Origin of the sequence: Streptomyces sp. Wb2n-11 (assembly GCF_001049855.1) — a bacterium.
Classification (GTDB): Bacteria; Actinomycetota; Actinomycetes; order Streptomycetales; family Streptomycetaceae; genus Streptomyces; species Streptomyces altiplanensis.
Map to the genome: position 1 here is coordinate 264,218 of NZ_CVPB01000005.1, position 20,425 is coordinate 284,642.

The 20,425-nt window shown below is 68.2% G+C and carries 19 protein-coding genes and 4 pseudogenes; 11 read left to right on the plus strand and 12 right to left on the minus strand.

All coding sequences use genetic code 11. The features are described from left to right. Window positions 1-346: 346 nt before the first annotated feature. On the minus strand, window positions 347-556 hold the full coding sequence (locus BN1555_RS37600; RefSeq protein WP_093804392.1) for a hypothetical protein: 210 nt from the start codon (window positions 554-556) through the stop codon (window positions 347-349). Next, window positions 553-711, minus strand: a complete 159-nt coding sequence (locus BN1555_RS39790; protein WP_218058285.1) for a hypothetical protein — start codon at window positions 709-711, stop codon at window positions 553-555. Before BN1555_RS39790 ends, BN1555_RS37600 begins: the two co-directional genes overlap by 4 nt. 66 nt (window positions 712-777) lie before the next feature. Here BN1555_RS39790 and BN1555_RS37610 point away from each other — a divergent pair, with 66 nt between their 5' ends. From BN1555_RS37610 to BN1555_RS37620, 3 genes are read left to right on the plus strand one after another with little or no spacing between them, the layout of a single operon-like run. Next, window positions 778-1,734, plus strand: a complete 957-nt coding sequence (locus tag BN1555_RS37610; RefSeq protein WP_093804419.1) for an ABC transporter ATP-binding protein — start codon at window positions 778-780, stop codon at window positions 1,732-1,734. Further along, window positions 1,731-2,525, plus strand: a complete 795-nt coding sequence (locus BN1555_RS37615; RefSeq protein WP_093804393.1) for an ABC transporter permease — start codon at window positions 1,731-1,733, stop codon at window positions 2,523-2,525. Before BN1555_RS37610 ends, BN1555_RS37615 begins: the two co-directional genes overlap by 4 nt. Window positions 2,526-2,537: 12 nt before the next feature. Further along, the gene (locus BN1555_RS37620) at window positions 2,538-3,332 is read left to right on the plus strand and encodes a MerR family transcriptional regulator (RefSeq protein ID WP_093804394.1); all 795 of its coding nucleotides are present in this window, start codon (window positions 2,538-2,540) and stop codon (window positions 3,330-3,332) included. 138 nt (window positions 3,333-3,470) lie between these two features. On the opposite strand, the gene BN1555_RS39530 is transcribed toward BN1555_RS37620, so the two are convergent. The 5 genes from BN1555_RS39530 to BN1555_RS37645 all read right to left on the minus strand — a co-directional run bounded on the left by BN1555_RS39530 (window position 3,471) and on the right by BN1555_RS37645 (window position 6,665). Continuing rightward, complete coding sequence (locus BN1555_RS39530) at window positions 3,471-3,785, minus strand: hypothetical protein (RefSeq protein WP_255306572.1); 315 nt, start codon at window positions 3,783-3,785, stop codon at window positions 3,471-3,473. Between the two features lie 85 nt (window positions 3,786-3,870). After that, complete coding sequence (locus BN1555_RS37630) at window positions 3,871-4,314, minus strand: ASCH domain-containing protein (protein ID WP_093804420.1); 444 nt, start codon at window positions 4,312-4,314, stop codon at window positions 3,871-3,873. Beyond that, a complete protein-coding gene (locus tag BN1555_RS37635) occupies window positions 4,311-4,799 on the minus strand; it encodes a GGDEF domain-containing protein (protein ID WP_369689057.1) in 489 nt (162 codons plus the stop codon). Before BN1555_RS37635 ends, BN1555_RS37630 begins: the two co-directional genes overlap by 4 nt. Window positions 4,800-4,910: 111 nt before the next feature. Further along, a complete protein-coding gene (locus tag BN1555_RS37640; RefSeq protein ID WP_093804395.1) occupies window positions 4,911-5,630 on the minus strand; it encodes an IS6 family transposase in 720 nt (239 codons plus the stop codon). A gap of 33 nt (window positions 5,631-5,663) precedes the next feature. Continuing rightward, window positions 5,664-6,665 carry a helix-turn-helix transcriptional regulator gene (locus BN1555_RS37645; RefSeq protein ID WP_093804421.1) on the minus strand — a complete coding sequence of 334 codons (1,002 nt, stop codon included), beginning with the start codon at window positions 6,663-6,665 and terminating at the stop codon, window positions 5,664-5,666. A gap of 62 nt (window positions 6,666-6,727) precedes the next feature. On the opposite strand from BN1555_RS37645, the gene BN1555_RS41880 reads away from it, so the two are divergent. Together BN1555_RS41880 and BN1555_RS37660 are read left to right on the plus strand one after the other, a co-directional pair. Beyond that, on the plus strand, window positions 6,728-7,708 hold the full coding sequence (locus BN1555_RS41880) for a DinB family protein (protein WP_369689056.1): 981 nt from the start codon (window positions 6,728-6,730) through the stop codon (window positions 7,706-7,708). A 319-nt stretch (window positions 7,709-8,027) separates the two neighbouring features. Then, window positions 8,028-8,918: a hypothetical protein gene (locus BN1555_RS37660; protein WP_141662993.1), complete on the plus strand. Its 891-nt coding sequence runs from the start codon at window positions 8,028-8,030 to the stop codon at window positions 8,916-8,918. Window positions 8,919-9,035: 117 nt separating this feature from the next. Here the strand turns inward: BN1555_RS37660 and BN1555_RS37665 are convergent, their stop codons facing one another. Next, window positions 9,036-9,920, minus strand: a complete 885-nt coding sequence (locus BN1555_RS37665; RefSeq protein WP_093804396.1) for a LysR family transcriptional regulator — start codon at window positions 9,918-9,920, stop codon at window positions 9,036-9,038. Between the two features lie 16 nt (window positions 9,921-9,936). Here BN1555_RS37665 and BN1555_RS37670 point away from each other — a divergent pair, with 16 nt between their 5' ends. Continuing rightward, window positions 9,937-10,986, plus strand: a complete 1,050-nt coding sequence (locus tag BN1555_RS37670) for a threonine ammonia-lyase (RefSeq protein ID WP_218058286.1) — start codon at window positions 9,937-9,939, stop codon at window positions 10,984-10,986. Between the two features lie 98 nt (window positions 10,987-11,084). Then, a complete protein-coding gene (locus BN1555_RS37675; RefSeq protein ID WP_176710389.1) occupies window positions 11,085-12,098 on the plus strand; it encodes an ornithine cyclodeaminase family protein in 1,014 nt (337 codons plus the stop codon). A 91-nt stretch (window positions 12,099-12,189) separates the two neighbouring features. On the opposite strand, the pseudogene BN1555_RS37680 reads toward BN1555_RS37675, so the two are convergent. Together BN1555_RS37680 and BN1555_RS37685 are read right to left on the minus strand one after the other, a co-directional pair. Continuing rightward, window positions 12,190-12,956, minus strand: a pseudogene (locus tag BN1555_RS37680) (transposase). A 198-nt stretch (window positions 12,957-13,154) separates the two neighbouring features. Then, window positions 13,155-14,400: pseudogene (locus tag BN1555_RS37685) on the minus strand (IS110 family transposase). A 1,107-nt stretch (window positions 14,401-15,507) separates the two neighbouring features. Between BN1555_RS37685 and BN1555_RS41260 the strand changes: the two are divergent. The 3 genes and pseudogenes from BN1555_RS41260 to BN1555_RS41265 all read left to right on the plus strand — a co-directional run bounded on the left by BN1555_RS41260 (window position 15,508) and on the right by BN1555_RS41265 (window position 16,933). Next, window positions 15,508-15,639: a hypothetical protein gene (locus tag BN1555_RS41260; protein ID WP_255306573.1), complete on the plus strand. Its 132-nt coding sequence runs from the start codon at window positions 15,508-15,510 to the stop codon at window positions 15,637-15,639. A 127-nt stretch (window positions 15,640-15,766) separates the two neighbouring features. Next, window positions 15,767-16,556: pseudogene (locus tag BN1555_RS37690) on the plus strand (transposase); the annotation flags it as partial. A 104-nt stretch (window positions 16,557-16,660) separates the two neighbouring features. After that, entirely contained in the window at window positions 16,661-16,933 is a 273-nt protein-coding gene (locus tag BN1555_RS41265) for a hypothetical protein (RefSeq protein WP_255306580.1), read from the plus strand. Between the two features lie 207 nt (window positions 16,934-17,140). Here BN1555_RS41265 and BN1555_RS37700 read toward each other — a convergent pair whose 3' ends face one another. Together BN1555_RS37700 and BN1555_RS37705 are read right to left on the minus strand one after the other, a co-directional pair. Beyond that, entirely contained in the window at window positions 17,141-18,064 is a 924-nt protein-coding gene (locus BN1555_RS37700) for a hypothetical protein (protein ID WP_093804206.1), read from the minus strand. Window positions 18,065-18,377: 313 nt separating this feature from the next. Beyond that, window positions 18,378-19,541 (minus strand): ISAs1 family transposase, encoded by a 1,164-nt coding sequence (locus BN1555_RS37705; RefSeq protein WP_093804205.1) that lies wholly within the window; start codon window positions 19,539-19,541, stop codon window positions 18,378-18,380. Window positions 19,542-19,725: 184 nt separating this feature from the next. On the opposite strand from BN1555_RS37705, the pseudogene BN1555_RS37710 reads away from it, so the two are divergent. After that, a pseudogene (locus tag BN1555_RS37710) lies at window positions 19,726-19,980 on the plus strand (transposase); the annotation flags it as partial. Window positions 19,981-20,425 lie beyond the last annotated feature (445 nt).

Sequence of the window (20,425 nt, forward strand, 5' to 3'; positions counted from 1 at the left end):
GGTCCACGTTCTCGGGGCCGATGATCAGATCGGAGGGGCGGCGATTGCATGAGGTGCCTTTACTCGGGCAGAGTGTGGGTGCCCCGGGGATGGCTGGCTGGCGACTCGCTGGTGACGAAACAGCCCGCCCCGGGGCATTGCCGTGCTCAGACGTGATCGCGTCTCGTGCGGGACCTGGGCTCCGCGTCGCAGACGAACCGCACCTCGGTCGGATGGGCGGCGTTCCAGTCCACGGCGCAGACCTTGCGGAAGCAGCACCGAACCCGGTCCCGACCACGCCAGCAAAGCCACGCGACGTGGGTCCTCAGTCGTACCGGCGGCACGGCACACATTCGACACGCCTTGCTCAACACGCTGACTTGCCAAGGAAGACGAACGCGACCGGGTAGAGGTGACCCTCGGTCGCGTCGTCGATCCCGGTGACGTACAGGCCGCGATGGATGACGAAGCCCTTCTCCACGGCGTCCTCGCCGGGCGTCCAGAGCTGTTCGACGGGGTGCGGGGTGCCGTCATCGCCCTCGCTGGTCTCGATCTCGTACAGGGCCGTGGTGGTCATGCGCTCGCTCCGGTGCTGGTGTCGGCCGCCTTGAGGACGCGCGGCAGATGGACGTGTAGGTGTTCGACGTCGACCTGGCGGCCGCGGGCGCGAAGTTCGCGGGCAAGCAGTTCGGTGAGACCAGATGCTCTTTTCCGGACTAAGGAATCGATCACCGGGTGGAGGCCATGTAGCCGCAACAGTTGACCCTGACGCAGGGGCAACCTCTCAGCATGGTCGGCATGACGACAAGAACCAGTGCGATCGAGGTCGCCGGGCTGCGCAAGTCGTACGGCGACCACGAGGTGGTCGCCGGGGTCGACCTCACCGTCCCCGCAGGCACCGTCTACGCCCTGCTCGGACCCAACGGGGCCGGCAAGACCACCACAGTCCGGATCCTGTCCACGTTGCTCCCTGCGGACGCCGGTGAGGCTCGGGTCGCCGGGTACGACTTGCGCCGCGAGGCAGACCAGGTGCGTGCGTCGATCGGAGTGACCGGGCAGTTCTCCGCCGTGGACGAGTTACTGACCGGGCGGGAAAATCTGCGGCTGATGGCCGACCTCGGTCACCTCGAACGGCGCCATGCGGAAAGCGTGGTGGAGCAACTGCTGGAGCGCTTCCACCTGGTTGATGCCGCCGACCGGCGCGCTGTGACGTACTCCGGCGGTATGAAACGGCGGCTGGACCTGGCCATGACCCTGGTGGCCGGACCTCGGCTGATCTTTCTCGACGAGCCGACCACCGGCCTCGACCCGCGCAGCCGCCGTGATCTGTGGGGGATCGTGCGGCAGCTGGTGGCCGACGGGGTGACCGTCTTTCTCACCACCCAGTACCTGGAGGAGGCCGACCAGCTTGCCGACCGGATCGGTGTGCTCGACGGGGGCCGACTGGTCGCCGAGGGCACCGCGGCCGAGCTGAAGCGGCTGGTCCCCGGCGGTCATGTCGCGCTTCAGGCCGCCGACAGTGAGCGGCTGGCCGAGTTGGCGCGCCAGTTCCCCGGGGCGAACACGAACGCCGCGGCGCTCACCCTGACCCTGCCGCACGACGGCAGCCTCACCACTTTGCGACGGCTGTTGGCCGGGATCGACGACGACGTGGTCACCGGGCTCGCCGTGCACACCGCGGACCTGGATGACGTATTCCTGGCTCTGACCGACCACTCCACCGCCGACGAGTCTCCCGAGGAGGTGTCGGCATGAATAGCGCGACGTATGCCGTCCGCGATTCGGCGACCATGCTGCGCCGCAACCTGAAGCACATGGCCCGGTACCCATCGCAGACGCTGATGCTGATCGGCCTGCCGCTGTTGTTCCTGCTGCTGTTCGTCTACGTCTTCGGAGGCACCATGGGCGCCGGTCTGCCCGGAGCCCCGGCGGGGGACCGCGGCGACTACCTGACGTTCATCACTCCGGGGATCTTGGTGATGGCGGTGGCGAGCGTGTCCATCAGCACCGCGGTCTCGGTCGCCACCGACATGACAGGCGGAATCATCGACCGGTTCCGAACCATGGCCATCGCCAAGGTCTCGGTGCTCACCGGCCATGTGCTGGGCGCGATGGTCCAGACTGCGCTGGCCCTCGCCACGGTCTTCGGGGTGGCGTTCCTGCTGGGTTTGGAGACCGCCGCCTCGGCGATGCAGTGGTTGGGCCTTGTCGGGCTGCTCTCGCTGCTGTCGTTCGCAATGACCTGGTTCACCGTGGCGTTGGGGCTGGTCAGCCCGAACCCGGAGGCCGCGAGTAACTGGCCGATGATCTTCATACTGCTGCCGTTCGTGGGCAGCGGGTTCGTGCCGGTGGAGTCGATGCCGACCGGGCTGCGGTGGTTCGCCGAGTACCAGCCGTTCACGCCGATCATGAACGCTTTCCGTGGTCTGCTGGCCGGATCGCCCGATGGTTCGGACATGCTCTGGGCCATCGGCTGGTGTGTGGTGATCGGGCTGGTCGGCTACCTCTGGTCGCGGCGTCTCTACCGGACCCGGGCTGCGAACTAGGAGACTGGTCTGATGCTGACTATCGGCGAGCTGGCGTCGTATGCCGGAGTGACGGTGCGCACGGTGCGGCACTATCACGCCAAGGGGCTGCTGCCGGAACCGGAGCGGGACCACTCCGGCTATCGGAGGTACGGCGCCGACGCCGTGGTCGAGTTGGTCAAGATCCGGACCCTCGCCGAGGCCGGGGTCCCTCTGGCGCGCGTGCGGAAGCTGCTCCAGGCAAACGAGGAGGAGTTCGCCGCGGCAGTCGCAGATATCGACAAGCGGCTGCGGGCGGAGATCCGGGAACGGCAGCGACACCGCGAGCGGATCGCCCGCCTCGCCGCCGGGGACAGCCTGGCACTGCCCCAGGAAGTGGTCGACTACCTTGACCGGCTGCGGGCGCTCGGAGTCGACGAACGGATCGTCCAAGTCGAGCGCGACGGCTGGATCCCGCTGGCCGCGCGCTCACCCGAGCGCGTCCCGGAGTGGATGGCACGCAAGCGGGAGCAGATAGCCAACCCGCAGATCATCGACTTCTATCTCACCCTGGGCAAAGCTCTCGACGGCACCGACGACGACCCACGGCTCGTCGAACTGGCCGACAAGCTGGCCGCCTACATCACACAGATGGCCAACGAGCAGGGCGAGTTCTACGTCGACGACACCGGCATCGAGCCACCGTTCGCCGAGCTGCTGGATACACATGTGTTTGACACCCTGCCGCCGGCCCGTCGGCTGATCGAGCTGCTGACGAAGCGAGGCTGGACCGGCTGGACCAAGCTTGAGCGCGTGAACCCAACCCAGGGTGCGGCCGGAACACGGTAGGAAGACGCTGGGGTGCGGCGTTTTTACCGGGTGGGCCCTGCTGGTGTTCACCGCCCCAGCTGGCATCTGCGACGTCCCAACGCCACGTGCACCTGAGATTCAGTGTGCTGAACCTCAGGGCCCGTACCGTCGTATACGTCACGGACTTGGAGTGTCGTTGAAGATGGGCATGCCGAGGTCGACCAGTTGGGGGCGGCCGTCGGTGGGGGTCCGGTTGAGGCTCGTGAGCTTGGCCATGGCGGCGTTGAGGCTGACCTGGAGTCCTTCGACCTCGCCGAGCCAGCCGTTGGCGCGGGCCTCGGTGATGCGCTCACGGAGGTTGCGGATGATCTCGATTAGGCGGGCCTCGGTGGGGTGCTCGGAGATCCAGTTCTCAGTGCACGCCTTGTGGGACGGCTCCCCGGAGTGGGAGCGCATCGGCGTGGGCTGCTCGCGCAGCGCGCAGGGGCGCATCTGCCAGTGGTCGTAGTGCTGGCTGTCGCGCCAGTCGAGAAGGGAGCCGGGACGCAGCCCGGCTCGAACGGCGGCTTCTTACGGGTCATGGCCGCAGGTCTGGCAACTGCTGGAGGACCTGGGAGAGCAGGTCCGGTGCTGGCTTCCAGGGACCGAGCTGCCTGCCGACGGGGATGGGCAGGGCGAGCTCCTGGACGTCAGCGAGTACCAGGTGCCACGCATCGGTCTGCGCCCACTCGGTGCAGGGCGGGGAGCCGTCGGGGTCCTGGTGGCAGTCGGCGAGGCGGGCGACGCCGATGACCGCACCGCGGTGCAGTTCGCGGCCGCGGATCGTGCGGGCGACCAGCGGGTCGCGCAGCACGGCGGGCTCCGGCTTCGCCATCCCGGCATGGAGAAGGACCCAGCCGCGCCAGCTCCAGGGCTTGGGCCTGTTCTCCGGGCTCTTGCCCGCGAGGATGCAGGTCGCCCAGGGCTGCCTGATGCTGATGCCGCGGATCCAGTCGCCTTCGGGCAGGGGCGCGGCGCTCATGCGGCTCGCCCCCACACCGCTGTGCCCGGACGGCCGGTCCGGCGCCCGTTGATGGACGGCGTGGCCGCGTGCGTGGCCGTGGCGACGACTGCGCGGCCGGAGTGCTTCCCGTCGTAGAGCGCGGCGTCGGCCGCCCTCTGCAACACGGTCAGGTCGCGGGTGCCGAGCACGTCCGGCGTCGCGGCGCCGACCGACGCGGCCACGTCGACCGTGCAGCCATCGTCCAGGGCGACCGGCGTGTGCAGCATCCGGACCAGCTGCTGAAGGCGCTGCGCGCGGCGACTGGCGGTCAGCTGAAGGACGACTGCGAATTCATCGCCTCCGAGGCGGCCTACAGCGGCGTGCGGGCCCGCCCAGGCGGTGAGCCGGGCGCCGAACGCGGCGAGAACGGTGTCGCCCGCCGCGTGCCCGAGGCCGTCATTGATGGCCTTGAACTTGTCGGCGTCGATCATGATCACGGCCGTGGTGTCGCCGTGGCGGGCCAGGAGTCGGCGGGCGCGGGCGGTGTAGGCGTCGCGGCGGCGCTGTCACGTTGTTGGGGACGTGGGTGTCTGACGGGGTGCCAGGGTGTGGCTGGCCCAGGCGTCAGCCTAGGCTCAAGCTGTGGTGGGCTGGCCGGCGGCGCCTGTGATCTGGTCCCAGATCGCGAAGCGGTTGATCATCTCGGTGCGGTGTTCGGTGGCGTTCATCAGGTGCCGTCGGGGTCGGAAGTGGGGTGAGATGCCGCTGAACGCGGACAGGAACCGTTGGGCTGCGCCGGTGCCGCGGAAGCCTTTCATTGCCCGTTCGCGCTGCCTGGTTGGCTGGTGGCTGTTCTCCGCCCGGTTGTTCAGATACTTCGACTGCCGGTGCTCGACGGAGGGCATGACCTCGCGATGAGCCGCGCCGTAGGAGCGGAGCTTGTCGGTGACGACCACCCGCGGCACCGCACCGGTCCTCTTCATCAGCCTGCGGTAGAAACGCCTGGCCGCAGCCTTGTCCCGCCGGTTCTGCACCAGGATGTCCAGGACATTGCCGTCCTGGTCGACAGCCCGCCACAGGTACTTCTGTTCCCCATTGATCTTGATGAAGACTTCGTCCAGGTGCCACTTGTCCCCGGGCTGGGGCTGTCGGCGGCGCAGCGCGTTGGCATAGGTCTGCCCGAACTTGGCGCACCAGCGGCGGATCGTCTCGTAGGAGACGACGATCCCGCGCTCGAGCATGAGCTCCTCGATCTCGCGGAACGACAGCGGGAAGCGGAAGTACAGCCACACACAGTGGGAGATGACCTCGACCGGATACCGATGCCCCTTGTACGACGGCGACACGGCCCCCACAGACAGTCCCCTCCAGCACAATCAACCAGAAGATCATCCCACCCGGCCAACCAACGTGTCAGCGCCGATCGTTGCGCCGGCCGACAGCAGGCTCTGCGCTAACGCGCGGCAGCGCGTCCCGAGTTCCGGAGGGTCGAGTATCTCGAAGGCGTGTCCCAGCAGGAGTACGTGCATGAGCACGGCGTCGAGACGTTCGGCGCCGCTGAGTACCTCGCAAAGCTGGGATCCGCGCTGTCGTACGACGGCCGAGGATGCCGGGAGCTGCGCGCGCACCGTCTCGGCGGATGCGTGCACGAGGAAGCGCGCCTGGTGCGGGTAGACCCGGCTCGCCACGTTCTCTTGCACGTACGTCACCGCGTCAGGCGCCGTGCGCGGATCGAAGCGCCAGGTTCGTGCGGACGCCTCGGTGATCCGGTCGACGCGGAAAGTGCGCCAGTCCTCGCGGTCGAGGTCGTAGGCGAAGAGGTACCAGCGGCGGTCGGAGGCGACCAGCCGGTAGGGCTCGACCCGCCGCCGTCGCCTTTCGTTCCCGGACGGGTAGTCGAAGCCTGCCTCGACTTCGTCGCGGCAGGCTCTGGCCAGCGTCATGAGTACCTCGGCGTCGATCGGCGTGCGGCCTGCGTCGAAGGACTCCACGGAGCCGGTGAGCGCACGCACTTCGTGGCGCAGCCGTGCGGGCAGCACCTGGTCGAGCTTGGTCAGCGCCCGTAGCGCGGCGTCGCCGGAATCGGCGACTGCGCCGCGCGCGCCGACCAGCAGCGAGAGGGCGGTGGCGATGGCCTCCTGGTCGTCGAGAAGCAGCGGCGGCAGGTCCTTGCCCGGGCCGAGCCGGTAGCCGCCGCCGACGCCGTGGCCGGCATGCACCGGATAGCCGAGGGCACGCAACCGCTCGACGTCACGCCGTACCGTGCGCGCTGTGACCCCGAGCCGGTCGGCGAGCTCGGGGCCGGTCCAGATCTGGCGCTGCTGCAACAGCCCGAGCAGCGCGAGCACCCGCTCCGTCGTTCCCCGCTCGTCACCACTTGCCGTATCCATGTCGTCCACCCTGCCAGGGATAGCGGACCGATCCTGTCCGCTAGGGGTGTCAGGGTGCCTGCATGGACGCAAACGAACTCGATGTGAACCGGACGCTGCGCGAGCAGCTGGAGTTCCACTGGAACCACCAGCTGCGAGCCCGGCTCGAGGGCCTTACTGACGACGAGTACTTCTGGTCGCCGGTGACAGACGCCTGGAGCGTGCGGCCGCGCGGCGGCTCGACGGCGCCCGTGCAGCTCGGTGCGGGTGACTTCACGATGGACTACGCCTCCCCCCAGCCGGACCCCGCGGCCTTCACCACGATCGCCTGGCGGCTCGGCCACGTGATCGTCGGCGTGCTCGCCGCGCGCAACGCGGCGCACTTCGGCGCACCGGCGGCGTCCTACGAGACATGGGAGTACGCCGGCAGCGCGGCCACCGCCCTCGACCAGCTCCAGACCCAGCTCGACGTCTGGCTGGCCGGGGTGCGCAGCCTCGGCGCTGCCGGGCTGCGCACCCCGGTCGGGGCGAAGGAACCCTTCCCCGAAATGCCCATGGCCGACCTGGTGCTGCATATCCACCGCGAAGTCTTCCACCACCTGTCCGAGGTCTGCCTGCTGCGCGACCTTCACCTCCACACGAAACCCGGCACCTCCATGGAGCAACTCATGACCGCGAAGACGACCCACATCGACCCCGAAGAACTCCACCGCAACCCCGCCTTCACCCAGGGTGTGATCACACCCGCGGGGGCCGGAACGCTCCATGTCGGTGGCCAGCTCGGCACGGACAGCACCGGAAACCTGCTCGACGGTATCGAGGCGCAGACCATGCAGGCCATGCGAAACGTGCTGGCTGTGCTTGCCACCGCGGGTACTGGTCCCGAACATGTCGCCAAACTCAACATCTACCTCGCCGATGGAGTCGACGCACAGGTGGGGTACGCGGCGTCGCGGTCAGTGTGGGGCAATCACCGGACAGCCATCACGGTCGTTTCCACCGCAGGACACGCTCGCCCGGGCGCACTCGTGGAAATCGACGCGGTAGCGATCATTCCCGAGTAGGACGAACCCGCGGATCGGGACTGGCAAGGCATAACCCGCCGCGTGGCCAATGACAACGCCGTGGCGGTCAACTGCCGGAACATGCCGGCCTTGAGGTGCGGCCAGAGAAGCTCCTGCGCGGTCGAGCTGCACTAGGCGGCAATGATGAGCCGTACAGGCAGCCACCGTCACGGGCCAGCAGTCGCCTCCGCCCTCGACGAGCGCGGAGGACCGGGGGCTGACGGCCTCGCCCCGCGGCCTCATTGAGCGAGGTGCGGAGCTACTGATCAAGGGATCCTATCACTGAGGCGCCCGGGCGCTGAGCCCGTAGCATCCGCCCATGCCCAATCGGAGACCCATGACCAACGCGCCAGAAACAGTCCTGACCGGCGGTGGCACAACGGCCCGCTTCGACGGCCAGCGGTTGCTGATCGTACGCGGGCGCAAGACGTGGACGCTGCCCACCTGCGCGATCACCTCCGCGGAGGTGATCGCTGGCAACACCGTCCGTGTCGCCATCAGCGGAGACCCCGGCCAGGCCCGGCATGGCCTGAGCCGTGTCGTGGAGCTGCCCGGCGCTAACTCCCGCTCCACGGAAGCCTTCTTGGGGCAGCTGACGGCTGCCCTGGCCACCACGACACCGGCAGCGGACGGCCATGCGCTGATACAGCTGCACACGCGGGCTCCGCGGTCGTACACGCTGGGATCCAGCGGCAGGCGGGCGGTGCGGGTCGGCTTGCTCCTGGCGGGGTACACGCTGCTGCTGACCTTGCTGGGGTGGGCGAGCCCGCTGGAGGACGGATTGGCCGCCTTCTCGCTGAGCGTCGCGGGCGTCCTCGGTCTGATAGGGGGAATCGCGCTGTGGCGGATGGCCCGCCGAGCGCGCTCCCTGTGGCTGCTGCGCCGCCGCGGTGTCGGCGTAGTCGGCCAGGCCAACGGCTACGTGCGCATCTGGTCCAAGGGAGCCCACCTCTGGATCTTCTCCAAGCTGAACTTCACCACCGTCGACGGGCAGCCCATGCGGGACGTTCCGTCAACCGTGTCCATCTGGGACTTCTCGAACAAGGCGATCACCGGCCGGGTCGATCTGGTGTACGACCCCCAGCGGCCTACTCGCGCGAGCCGCCGCCTCACGGCCGCCTTCGTCCTACGCACCCTCCTGCTCACCGCAGTGGGGCTCGTACCCCTGGCGGGCTCGGTGCTCTGTCTCGTTCCCAACCTGCCATTCTGACCCGCCCGTCGGAGGAGCACCGTTCGCCTCGTCTTGCCCGGCTGAGTCGGCGGCGGAATGATCATGTGTGAGAGCAGCGAGCTCGCCGAGGGCGAGCGGCCATGAACTTGCACCGGGTCATTTCCTCAGCAAGAGCTGTGTCATGGCCTGGACCGCGGGCGAGTTATCGGCACTGCGGGCCGTGGCATGGACTTCGCGAGTCAGCCCCGCCGGTTCGGCGATGTGCAGGAAGGCGATTCCTGGCTGGGGCGCGGCGACCAGGGACGGAACCAGGGCGAGGCCGAAGTCGGCCGCTACTAGGGCCAGGAGGAGGTCGTAGCTGTCGGCTCGGAAGGCTACGTCCGGCTCGAACCCCGCAGCCCGGCATACCAGCTCCGTTACGGCCTGAAACCCCTCGGCGGGGCGGGGCGACAGCCATGTGGCCCCGGCGTAGTCGGACAACCGCACCGCACTCCGTTGAGCGGTGCGCAGATGTGGGGGTACGGCGAGCAGCAGCTGGTCGCTATCGAGCAGGTGCTGGCGCAGTCCCCGCAGGTCGGGTCGGGGTAGTTGCTTGTATTGGTGGGTCACCGCCAAGTCGATCTCCCCGCCTGCCACGGCGGGGATGGCTTCCTCCGGTTCGAGTTCCACCAGCGAGAGCCGGATCTGGGGATGCAGCTGCCGGAAGGACCGGAGCGCGGGGACGATCAGGTTCGTTGCCGAGCTGAAGGCTGCCAGGCGAAGCTGCCCGCCGCGCAGGCCCGCTACGTCCAGGACTGCCTGCTCGGCCGCGTCGAGCTCGTCCAGTACCCGGCCGCTGTGCTCGACCAGGACTCGCCCGGCCTCGGTGAGCCGCACGCTGCGAGCGGAGCGTTCGAGCAGGGCGGTGCCGAGGTCCCGTTCGAGGGCGGACAGCTGCTGGGAGGCTGCCGAAGGGGTGCAGCCGGCCTGCTCTGCGGCTCCGGCGATGGAGCCGGTCCGAGCGACGTATTGGAGCAGGCGGAGCCTGCGCGGATCGAGCATCAGGAGATCTTATGCATTGCTGAAGGAGGTGCGTCTCCTTCTGGTGCTGGGTGCGGTGCAGCATGGACGCGAGCTTCAGCAGTCGACCACCCTTGGGGGAACGATGCCCAGCCCGCAGGCAGCTCGTGCTGTCCGCACCCCGCTCCCCGCGGATCTCGACCGTGCCTGGCGCACGGTGCGCGCCCACCTTCCTCCCACCCCGGTGGACTTCGGCAGTGGCGGGCCGTCGTGGGCCGAGCCGGTGCTGAAGCTGGAGTCGTTGCAGCCCACGGGATCCTTCAAGGTCCGTGGCGCCCTCAACGCACTGGCCGCCCTTGACCCCGCGATGCCAGTGGTGACGGCTTCGGCCGGCAACCACGGGCTCGGCGTCGCCTTCGCCGCCCGCGCCCTGGGCCGCCAGGCCACCGTGGTGCTCTCCCGGAATGCCTCCCCCGCGAAGGTGTCGCGGCTGCGCCGGTCCGGCGTCGATCTGATCGAGGTGGGAACGTCTTTCGACGATGCCGAGGAGCACGCTCTCACTCTGGCCGCCGAGGGCGCCCACTATCTTTCCGCCTACAACGACCCCGAGGTAATCGCAGGTCAGGGCACCATCGGCTACGAGCTCGAGCGGCAGCTCGAAGGCGATCTGACAGTGGTGTGTGCCGTGGGCGGTGGGGGGCTTGCCGCGGGGCTGGGCCTGTGGGCTTGCATGCGGCCGGGGGTGCGGATCGTCGGGGTGGAGTCGGAGGTCTCCACGGCGGTGAGCACCGCTGTCCGGACGGGCGGCAACGTGACCGTCAATATCGGCCAGACCCTGGCCGATGGCGTGGCCGGCAATATCGAACCCGGCTCAGTGACCACCGGTTTGATCGCACGGCACGTCGACGCGCTCGTCACGGTAAGCGAGGCGGAGATCCACATGGCGCTGCGCTACCTGACCGGCGAACGGGGATACATCGCCGAAGGGGCGGGAGCCGTCCCTGTCGCGGCATTGCTGGCCGGGAAGGTCGAGTCGCGTGGGCGGGCCGTGGCCGTGGTCTCTGGACGCAATATCACCCTGCCCGCCCTGGCGTCGGTGCTGGCCTGACCGCCCGCCCGGAGCCGTACCCAGATTCCCGCACGCATACGACTGGGAGCTGCCCTGAGATGACCACGACCGGAACCACCCGATCCGCTGGACCCGCCGTGCGTGTCCTGACGGAAGCACAGGTGCGCACACTGCTGCCCCCTGCCGAAGCCCTTGATGTCGTCCGCGAGGCAATGATCGCCCAGGCCCGCGGCAAGGTCAGCAAGCCCGCCCCCTGGCACCTGGAAGTGCCCGCAGCCGACGCGTCGGTGCACGGTGAAGTGCATGTCAAAGGTGCCTACGTTCACGATGCCAGCCACTACACGGTGAAACTGGCGACCGGCTTCTTCGGTAACCGCGAGCTCGGAATCCCGGTCTCCAGCGGCCTCAGCGTGATCGCCGATGCCACCACCGGATTCCCCACCGTCATCGCGCTCGACAACGGCTACCTCACCGACGTACGCACCGGCGCAGCCGGGGCCCTGGCCGCCCAGGTTCTGTCCCGGATCGACTCCCACCGCGTCGCCCTCATCGGCCCCGGCCACCAGGCCGATTACCAGCTACGTGCACTGCTGCAGGTCCGCAATCCCCGCGAGCTCGTCGTCCACGGCCGGGACCGCGCCCGTGCGAAGGCGTTCGCGCGCCGTGCGCAGGCCCTGCACTCCTGGGAGGTGCAGGTGGCAGCCGACTCCGAGGAGGCGGTGCGCCGCGCGGACATCATCATCACCGTGACCCCGTCACGCGCTCCCTACCTCCACGGGGAATGGATCAAGCCGGGCGCCCACATCACGGCGGTGGGATCAGACATGGAGGGCAAACAGGAACTGCACCTTTCGGCGCTGCGGCGCGCCGCCGTGGTGGCTGCCGACGATCCTGACCAGTGCCTGCACATAGGCGAGTTGCAGCATGCAGCCAAGGTCGGCATCACGGACACGCTGAACATCGAGGCCCTCGGTGACGTACTCGCCGGACTCCACCCCGGCCGAAGCTCCGAAACGGAGATCACCATCGCCGATTTGACCGGGCTCGGCGCCCAGGACGCTGCCATGGGCGCGCGACTGGCCACGGCCCTGATGGAGTGCAGCCGGAGTACGGCAGGAACAGGAAATGGCGCCGCAGGGAGTGTGATCTGAGACTTGGAGCCGGAGTCCGAGTAGGAACGGAACGGAAACCCTGCCTAACGAGCTCGTGCATGGTTAGAGGTTGTCCCGTATGGGATGTGAGTTATCCGGTGAGGGCCAGGTTGTGGAGCCGGGCGATGCCGAGGATGGCCTGGTGAACTCCGTTGCCTTTAAGTCTGCAGTCCCGGAGGATCTTCCAGTTCTTCAGCCGCGAGAGGGCGTGTTCGACCCGTGCGCGGGCTTGGCGGTGGACGGCGTTCTCTGCTTCCTGCTGTGGGCTGAGGTGGCGCTGGCCTCGTCGTTTGCGGTGCGGGATGAGGAGACCAGTGCCTTGGTAGCCGCCGTCCGCGATGGTGGGGGCGCCCCGGCAGACCCGGTCGACGCCGGACTCCGTGAACGCCCGGCAGCCGTTGCGGCTGCCGGGCAGCGGCAGGCCGATGGCCACGACCAGACGGCTGTTGGCGTCGATGACGACCTGCAGGTTGGTCGAGTACCGGTAGTTCTTGCTGGAAGCGGCGACGGTGCGGTCGCGGGTGGGCACCAGGGTGCCGTCGACGATGTAGACGGTGTCCTTGCGCGGCCGGCGGGCCGGGGAGATGGCCAGCAGCGGTGCGAGGTGGTCGAGGATGCGATCGGCCGCAGACTTCGAGACCCCAAACAGCGGCGCCACCTGCCGCAACGTGAGGTTTGTGCGCTAGTACGTCGCCACCAGCAACACCGGTTCTCCAACGACAGCCGTCACGGCCGACCACGCTGGACCTCACCGCCATGACGCCGCACCAGAGCCACCAGCCTGGCGAACTGCACCTCGGTCAGACCCGAGAACGGCTCGATCCACTTCGGATCATCTGCTGAGATCACCCCACCCATGCCCAGCCAACGCACCAACTGCCTCACCGGTTACGGGACAACCTCTAGCCTCGCGCTTTCACGAGCCTGCTCGTCCACGTCTTGATCAAATAAGCGGAGAGTGCTTCTGACGCGTAAATAGCAGCAGGTCAGGGTGGGTGTGGGCAGGACTGGGTGCCCGCTGGCCGTTGAGGGCTGGCGGGTGTCCGGGTCTGCCGGTCAGGCTGCGGTCTCCCTTGGGTTGAGAGTGACGGTGTAGCCGAGCTGGTTGAGCTGGGTGATGGCCCGGCGGGTGGCGCGTTCGGGGTCGCGGCGGGTGAAGTAGTCGCCGCCGAGCTCTTGATAGGCGACGTTGTCGGTGAGCATGTGCCAGATCGCGGTGATGATCGAGTGTTCGACGGCGACGAGGGCCCGCAGGGGGCCGCGGCGGGCGGTGAGCCGTTTGTAGCGGGCGGCGAGGTAGGTGTCCTTGGTTCTTGACCGCGCCGAACGCGGCGAGGCCGAGGGCGCCTTTGAGGTAGGGGTTGCCGGGCCGGACCTTGGTGTTCTTGGTGCGGCCGGCGGACTCGTGGTGGCCGGGGCAGACTCCGGCCCAGGAAGCGAGGTGCTTGGCCGTCGCGAACCGGGTCATGTCCCCGCCGGTCTCCGCGATGATCACCTCGGCGACGTGCTGATTGATGCCAGGGACGGTGTCGAGCAGGTCGAGGGCGCCACGAAAGGGTGCCATCGCCTCCTCGATGCGCCCGGTGAGCTGGTCGATCATGACGGTGAGCTGGTCGTACTGGTCCAGGTGGAGGCGGGCCAGGAACGCGTGGTGCTCGCGGAAGCGTCCGGTCAGGGCCTCGGTGAGTTCGGGGATCTTGTTGCGGAGCTTGCGTTTGGCCAGGTCCGCGAGGACGTGCGGGTCGGCTTCGCCGCGGATGAGGGCTTCGAGCATGGCCCGGCCGGAGACGCCCATGATGTCGGCGGCGACCGCGGAGAGTTTGATGCCGGTGTCTTCCAGCAGCTTCTCCAGCCGCTGGACCACACGGCTCCGTTCGCGGGTGGCGGTGGTCCGGGCGCGAGTGAGGTCCCGTAGTTCACGGACCGGTTCGGGCGGCACGAAGGAGGGCCGGACCAGGCCGTGGGCGCCGAGTTGGGCCAGCCAGGCCGCGTCCGAGACGTCCGTCTTGCGGCCGGGCAGGTTCTTGACCTGCCGGGCGTTGACCAGGATCACGTTCAAGCCCTCGGCCAGCACGTAGTAGAAGGGCTTCCAGTAGTCCGACGTCGCCTCGATCACCACCAGCGTCACCCGTGCGGCGAGCAGATGGTCCCGCAGATCCAGGACCGCGTTGGTCGTCGATCCCCACGTCGTGGTCTCCGTTGTGAAAGACCCCCGCCGCTTCGTACTCGGGGTACGGACACAAGCCTTGGCGTCTTTCTTGCTGATGTCGAGGCCGGCGCAGCGTTCGTGCAGCACGTCCACGGCACTTGCTCCCTCCCTGGCTGACGGACCCGTCGTATGCCGTTCCGGGAGGGCCAGGGTGAATCAGGAATTCTGACGCACGTGCTTCGCAGCAACACTCCACGGTTCCCGTGGACGGCCCCCAGCACCACGCTGACCTGCGAGCTCAGGGGCATCACAGAGGCATCGGTTTCGGCCGGAACGAACCCCACCACGATCCCGAACCGAGACCAGCCCGCGTCAGGGCAGACAGAAGCACCTCCGGCGCGCGCCACGGGATTTACCACGCCCCGGCGCGCACCGAAGGTGCGCTGGATCGCTGACCTGCATATTTATTGATCGTTTCGTTCCTCCAGGGATCAGCCGAAGAGCGGCACGGCGTCCAGCGGGTCCTGCTTGCTGACGTCGATCGCGTGTCCGGCCGGTACGCCGCAACCCGCCCGGTGCGCGCGGTGAATGACGCCCGCCAGGCTTCCTGTATGCGGTCAGGCCCGCCAGATCGTCATTCTCCTGAGGGAAGGACGCCGGGGCAGACCGGTGAGTAGGCTCCCGTCGGAGCTGCGCCGCTGGTGCGTAGTTGGGGGAGACGGGAATCCGCGTGGCAACTGCTGCTTCGGTGAGCGAGGACGACCTGCGCACGATGTTGGCCGAGCGCAGCGGCCTTGGGAAGGACTCGCTCTGGTATCCCGTCTACGACGTACCGCGTGCGTTCGGTCTGTCGTGGCCACTGACTGCCGAGCGGTCCGAGGAAGTGCTGTCCGACCCTGCTCGACCAGCTTCGCCGTGTCCTCCCCGCACCTCGCGCATCGCGCCAGGAATGCCCCGGCCGGCGGTCTTCGACGAGCGGGCCGCCTTGAAGTCGACCGTGTGGGAGGAGCCTGCCGAGGTGTTCTACGCTCCCGTCGGGGCAGAACCCCCAACGCTTGCGAGCGTCCCGATGCCTGAGGGGTGGCTCCCGCTGAGCAAGGCAACGGACCTTTCGCTTTTCCAACACCGCTTCGCGGGACAACTTCTGAACACGGAGCCTTCACTGTCCATGGCGGAACTCCCATCACCTGAAGAGATCGAAGCCGCCCGCTCACACAAGGGCGGCTACAGCAGAGCCCAGCTCGTCGCCTGGGGCGTCCCATGGCCTCCGCCGAAGGGTGGAAGGACGAGCTGACCGAGCGCTGGAAGGCCGCACGCCAGGACGGCGCACCGCCGCCCTGGCCCCGTCCGGTCCCGGCCGACTTCACACAGGAGACGCTCGACTTCGGCTGACCACACACCAGCGGGGCCGGACAGGATCGCCCGACGCTGTTGGTTAATCCGGCTCCCTGCGTGACGTCGGCCTTCAAGACCTGGTTGTGGTCTTGAAGGCCGACGTCGGCGTATGGGGAGGGTGTCGGTGTCGTTGCAGCTGTGGGGGTCGGCAGAAGTTCCGGTGGAGACTGAGCGGGTGGCCCGCGCGGCCTTCTCCAAGGGCAGCCTGGCGATCCGGGTCCGGGATGAGCTGGGTGTTCTGTTCACAGACGAGCAGTTCGCGGATCTGTTCCCGGCGCGGGGAAGCCGGCCTGGTCACCGGGGCGTCTGGCGATGGTGCTGGTGTTGCAGTTCGTCGAGGGGCTGACCGACCGGCAAGCCGCTGAGGCAGTGCGGGCCCGGATCGACTGGAAGTTCGCGCTGGGGCTGGAATTGACCGATCCAGGCTTCAACTTCTCGGTGCTCTCGGAATTCAGAGACCGTCTGATCGGCGGGGTGCCGGACGGTGCGTCCTAGGCGCGATCCTGGTCGCGGCCCAGGAACGGGGGCTGGTCGCGGCCGGCGGGAAGGCACGGACGGACTCCACGCATGTGCTCTCCTCCGCGCGCGAACTCAACTGGCTGGAGCTGGTCGGCGAGACCTTGCGGACGGCACTGAACGCGGTGGCCCGCGCCGAGCCGGACTGGCTCCGCGCCCGCGCTCTGCCGGACTGGTTCACGCATTACGCGACCCGGATCGAGGAGTCCCGCTTCCCCAAGCCCCGCACCAAGCGGGACGAAGTAGGCCGCCGGATCGGGGCGGACGGCATGTGTCTGCTGAGCATGATCTGGACGGATGACGCGCCTTCGATGCTGCGGGTACTGCCGCAGGTGGAGGTCTTGCGGCAGGTGTGGGTCCAGCAGTTCCATCTGGTGGAGGGCGAAGTGGAAAGGCGTTGCCGTCCGGAGTATGCCGCTGGGGCCGCGGGGATGACACGTAGCGGCTGCCGTTCCCGGTCCCGGACGAACTCGCCCACGACTTCGTCGGCAGCTACGCCGGCATGCACGACCTCGCCTGGGACCTGGTCGTGCCCGACGGCGTGCCCGAGGCGGCGGCGGTCCTGCGTACGGCGCGCGAGCTGCTGCGCCAGTCGTACTACTGCTACGAGTTCTCCACCGTGGCGGTCATGCACTCCCTGATCGCGGTGGAGGTCATGCTGCGCGACCGCATCCCAGGCTCGGGCAGCAAGCCGTTGCAGAAGTTCATCAGGCAGGGCGCCGATGCTGGGATCCTGACGGCCCGGCAGGCGGAATACTTCGGCTGCGGCCAGTAGATCCGCAACGGCATGGCGCACGGCCAGACCACGTACGTGATGGTGCCGCCGGCCATGGCGGCGGGGATGGTGACCACCTGGTTCACGATCGTCACCGAGTTGTGCGCCGCACCTGGTCTCTCGCAGCGGAGGCCGGTGGGTGGCGCATTTCTCACCGGTGGTCAAGCGTGTCAGGTTTTGGTGTCAGAGGTCCGGGGCGCGCATGGTTCAGAGCCTGTGGTCGATTTTCTTTTCCCGCATCAGTTTTTCCAGCTCTGTGTTCGACAGTGGGTGCAGAGTGTTCAGGATGCGGCGTAGCCCGGGTTCGTCGAGGGTCTGGCTGGTGACCTCGGCCACCGCGTTCCGGTGGCGGCGGATGAGGGTCACGGCGCGTTCGCCGCCGGGGAAGGTGCGGACCACGCGCATTTCGCCGTGCTCGTCTACCGTGCAGGTCACGTCCTTCCCCACGAGTTCGCGGCATCGGGGTGCCGGCGTGAGCGGCGAGCGCACCGTGAGGCTCACGTACGCGAACTCGTCCTCCCGGACGCCGCGGTAGTCGACGATGAAGGAGGCGGGGCCGACCTCGGCGCGGGACACCCGCATGCCGGGCGGGGCAGCGCCCAGGTACAGCAACTCCGGATGCTCCTGGTACCGCGCGACCTCCGCATCGTGCTGGCGCTGCTGCGCCTGGGCCGGGCCGATGAAGCCCCCATAGGCCGTCCCGGCCGCCAGCGCGGCCACCGCGCCCAGCCGCACCCACCGGTTCGGCACGAAGAACGCCGCGGCCACGCCGTACGGAGTCCCCGTCAGCACGATCCGGGTACTGGCGCTCCCCAGATCGACGTCCTCATGGTAAGCGGCCAGAGCTGCCAGGACGCCAAGCGTGCCAAGGACGAAGACCAGCATCGCCCAGCCGAGCCGCTGCGGCACGGAGCCGCACAGCGGCACCACGGTCCGCGCCGGTATGCCCGCCATGGCCAGCAGGCCCACCGCCAGCGGCACACCCAACGCGAAGAGCAGCACCACCGCAGCGGTCCCACCACCCCAGGCCATCATCAGCAGACCGAAGCCGAGCGTCGGTACCGCGGCCGTCATCGTCGCCCAGACCAGGAAGAGGTGCAGGGCCGTCAGTGCCCCTCTGCTACTCGTCATACCGCGGATCCTGTCAGCCGACGTCCTGAACGCACATGAGTTCGCGTACTCAGCACAGAACCCCGCCGCCCAATCCGCGGCGGGATTCTGCAGGTGCAGGACGGACACCGCACCAGGCAAGAACGCGGGGCACGCTGACCGATCAGCAGCTTCGCCAACGCGGGCACGGGCGACACGACGCAGCGTGGCGGAGCCCCAGCAGCTGCCTCTGCCGGACGGTAAGGCAACGCTCTGACCTGCGCGCTTAATCAATGAGCGTTTTCAGCTTCGCCACTCCAGGCAGGGTCCGTTGCATGATCAGTTCTGTCCGGGTTCATCCGGCGAGGCCGAGGGCGGTCAGGGGGCGGTGGCAATCGCGGGCGGCGTGACGTAGCGCGGCGGCGATGTTGGTGTGGCCGTCCTGGCGGTGGATGCCGATGGCGAGATTGCGCAGACCGGCCATGACGCGCGGGAGCCGGCCGATATGGATCTTGGAGTCGTCTTCGTGGAAGGTGCGGTCCCGGACGTGGTGCAGGAGATTTTCGATCTTCCAGTGCCCTCTGATCCATGCGGCGAGCTGAGTGCCGCTCACGGCTCCCGGCGGCAGGCTGGTGATCAGGTGGACGCGCTCGATGGTGAGCTTTCCGCTGGTGAGGTCCTTCCTCCAGCGCACGGCCTGGAGGGCCTGGCGGGCGTCGGGGTAGTCGATGTGCGCGAAGGAGGCGGTCTTGAGACGCCGGATCTCCTTGCGGTGGTGGGCGCGGGTGCGCTCGTAATGGTCGAGGGTGATCTCCTGCCAGGGCAGGCGGCGGACGCGATCGAACAGGCCGGGGTGATTGGCCTTGACCTGGGCGGTGTAGTGGGCGCCGCGGGCGCGGAGGTAAGTGCCGTGGGTGTGCTGGGTGTGCAGGGCATCGGCGGTGATCACGCTGCCGGTGAGATCGATGTTGTCCAACAGGGGCTGGAAGGCGGGTATTTCGTTGCTCCTGTCGGCGATCTGACACTGGGCGAGAACGCTGCCGCTGTGGTCCATCGCGGCGAGCAGGGTGACGTGCGTGGCCGTGGCGGTGCGCGAGCCGCGCAGGGCCTTGCCGTCGACGGCGATCGCCCGCAGCCCGGGCTCGGCCGGGGTGGCCCGGGCGGCGAGGAAGGCGCCGATCGCCCGGTCCGGGGTGTCGCCGTCGAGCTGGACCAGGAGACGGCGCAGGGTGTGGGGATGCGGGACCGATACGGAGCCGGTCAGCCGATCGACGGGGAAACCGAGGGCCCGGCAGGCCCAGGACGGGGCATCCGTGACCCATTCCGTGATCGCGGTCAGTGAGCGGGCGCCGGCCAGGACGCTCGCCGCGGCCGCTGCGAGCAGGGCGGACAGCAGGTAGCGGCGTCCGCGAAGACCTCGCGGGTCGGGCATCGTCTCCAGGAACTGCGACAGACACAGTGCGTCCGTCAGCGGGGCCGGTGCAGTGGCCTGAGCCAGTTGATCCAGCGCGGAGGGCATGAGAGAAGATGGAGGAGCAGGCACGGACTCACCAAGTGTTCATGGGACTTCGACACTCACATGATCACCGAGACCGTGCCTGCACTGCGTTCGCCCTCCCCCCGGACCGGGACACCCCACCCCAACCGCGAACCAACCCGACGTTCCAGACAGAACTGATCATGCAAGGGACCCTGAGACCCACCCCCGGTTCCACATGCACTTCACCCCTACCTACTCATCCTGGCTCAACCAGATCGAGCGATGGTTCGGACTCCTGACGGACCAGCGGATACGGCGCGGTACCCACAAGTCTCTCCAGGCACTGGAGAAGGACATCCGGGACTGGATCAAGACCTGGAACGAGAACCCACGCCCCTTCGCCTGGACGAAGAGCGCCGACGAGATCCTCGAACGCCTCGCCTCATATCTTGATCGAATTCCCGGCGCAGGACACTAGGAGAAGAGTGTGGTGTCTTCATTCCGTTTCTGAAGGATGGCAAGGACTGGATCGACGTCTGCAGAGGGTGAGTGCTGCGATATCCGCGTAGCAGCCGGCGGACCACCTGCCGTGCCGCGACCATGGGTTCAATTCGAAGGCGCGAGACGGTTTTTCAGATGCAGGCGCGAGTCGGGCGATGCCTCTACATCGATGGCACGGCGGATGCCGCAGCCTTACGTTCATCGACTTTCCCTGTCGGCATCCTCCCGACCCGGCGGGGACGCCTTCGCTCGACTTACAGCGAACCAACCCGGTCGCCCACGCCGCCTTCGATTCGAAGGCGTCATGGACCGATGGGTGAGTACCTCTGCGGGCAAGGGTTGTGAACTGCCTTGGAAAACCAGGTATGGTGACACGCGGAAAGCCACCGCCGGACCTCATTGGCTGGTACCTGCAAGGTCGG

Coding starts and splice junctions, on each gene's coding strand:
- BN1555_RS37600 (WP_093804392.1), bottom strand. CDS start 556: ATGACCACCACGGCCCTGTACGAGATCGAGACCAGCGAGGGCGATGAC.
- BN1555_RS37665 (WP_093804396.1), bottom strand. CDS start 9,920: ATGCTCGATCCGCGCAGGCTCCGCCTGCTCCAATACGTCGCTCGGACC.
- BN1555_RS37660 (WP_141662993.1), top strand. CDS start 8,028: ATGCCCAATCGGAGACCCATGACCAACGCGCCAGAAACAGTCCTGACC.
- BN1555_RS41265 (WP_255306580.1), top strand. CDS start 16,661: ATGCACGACCTCGCCTGGGACCTGGTCGTGCCCGACGGCGTGCCCGAG.
- BN1555_RS37700 (WP_093804206.1), bottom strand. CDS start 18,064: ATGACGAGTAGCAGAGGGGCACTGACGGCCCTGCACCTCTTCCTGGTC.
- BN1555_RS41260 (WP_255306573.1), top strand. CDS start 15,508: ATGGCCTCCGCCGAAGGGTGGAAGGACGAGCTGACCGAGCGCTGGAAG.
- BN1555_RS39530 (WP_255306572.1), bottom strand. CDS start 3,785: ATGCGCCCCTGCGCGCTGCGCGAGCAGCCCACGCCGATGCGCTCCCAC.
- BN1555_RS37645 (WP_093804421.1), bottom strand. CDS start 6,665: ATGGATACGGCAAGTGGTGACGAGCGGGGAACGACGGAGCGGGTGCTC.
- BN1555_RS37620 (WP_093804394.1), top strand. CDS start 2,538: ATGCTGACTATCGGCGAGCTGGCGTCGTATGCCGGAGTGACGGTGCGC.
- BN1555_RS37615 (WP_093804393.1), top strand. CDS start 1,731: ATGAATAGCGCGACGTATGCCGTCCGCGATTCGGCGACCATGCTGCGC.
- BN1555_RS37610 (WP_093804419.1), top strand. CDS start 778: ATGACGACAAGAACCAGTGCGATCGAGGTCGCCGGGCTGCGCAAGTCG.
- BN1555_RS37705 (WP_093804205.1), bottom strand. CDS start 19,541: ATGCCCTCCGCGCTGGATCAACTGGCTCAGGCCACTGCACCGGCCCCG.
- BN1555_RS41880 (WP_369689056.1), top strand. CDS start 6,728: ATGGACGCAAACGAACTCGATGTGAACCGGACGCTGCGCGAGCAGCTG.
- BN1555_RS37630 (WP_093804420.1), bottom strand. CDS start 4,314: ATGAGCGCCGCGCCCCTGCCCGAAGGCGACTGGATCCGCGGCATCAGC.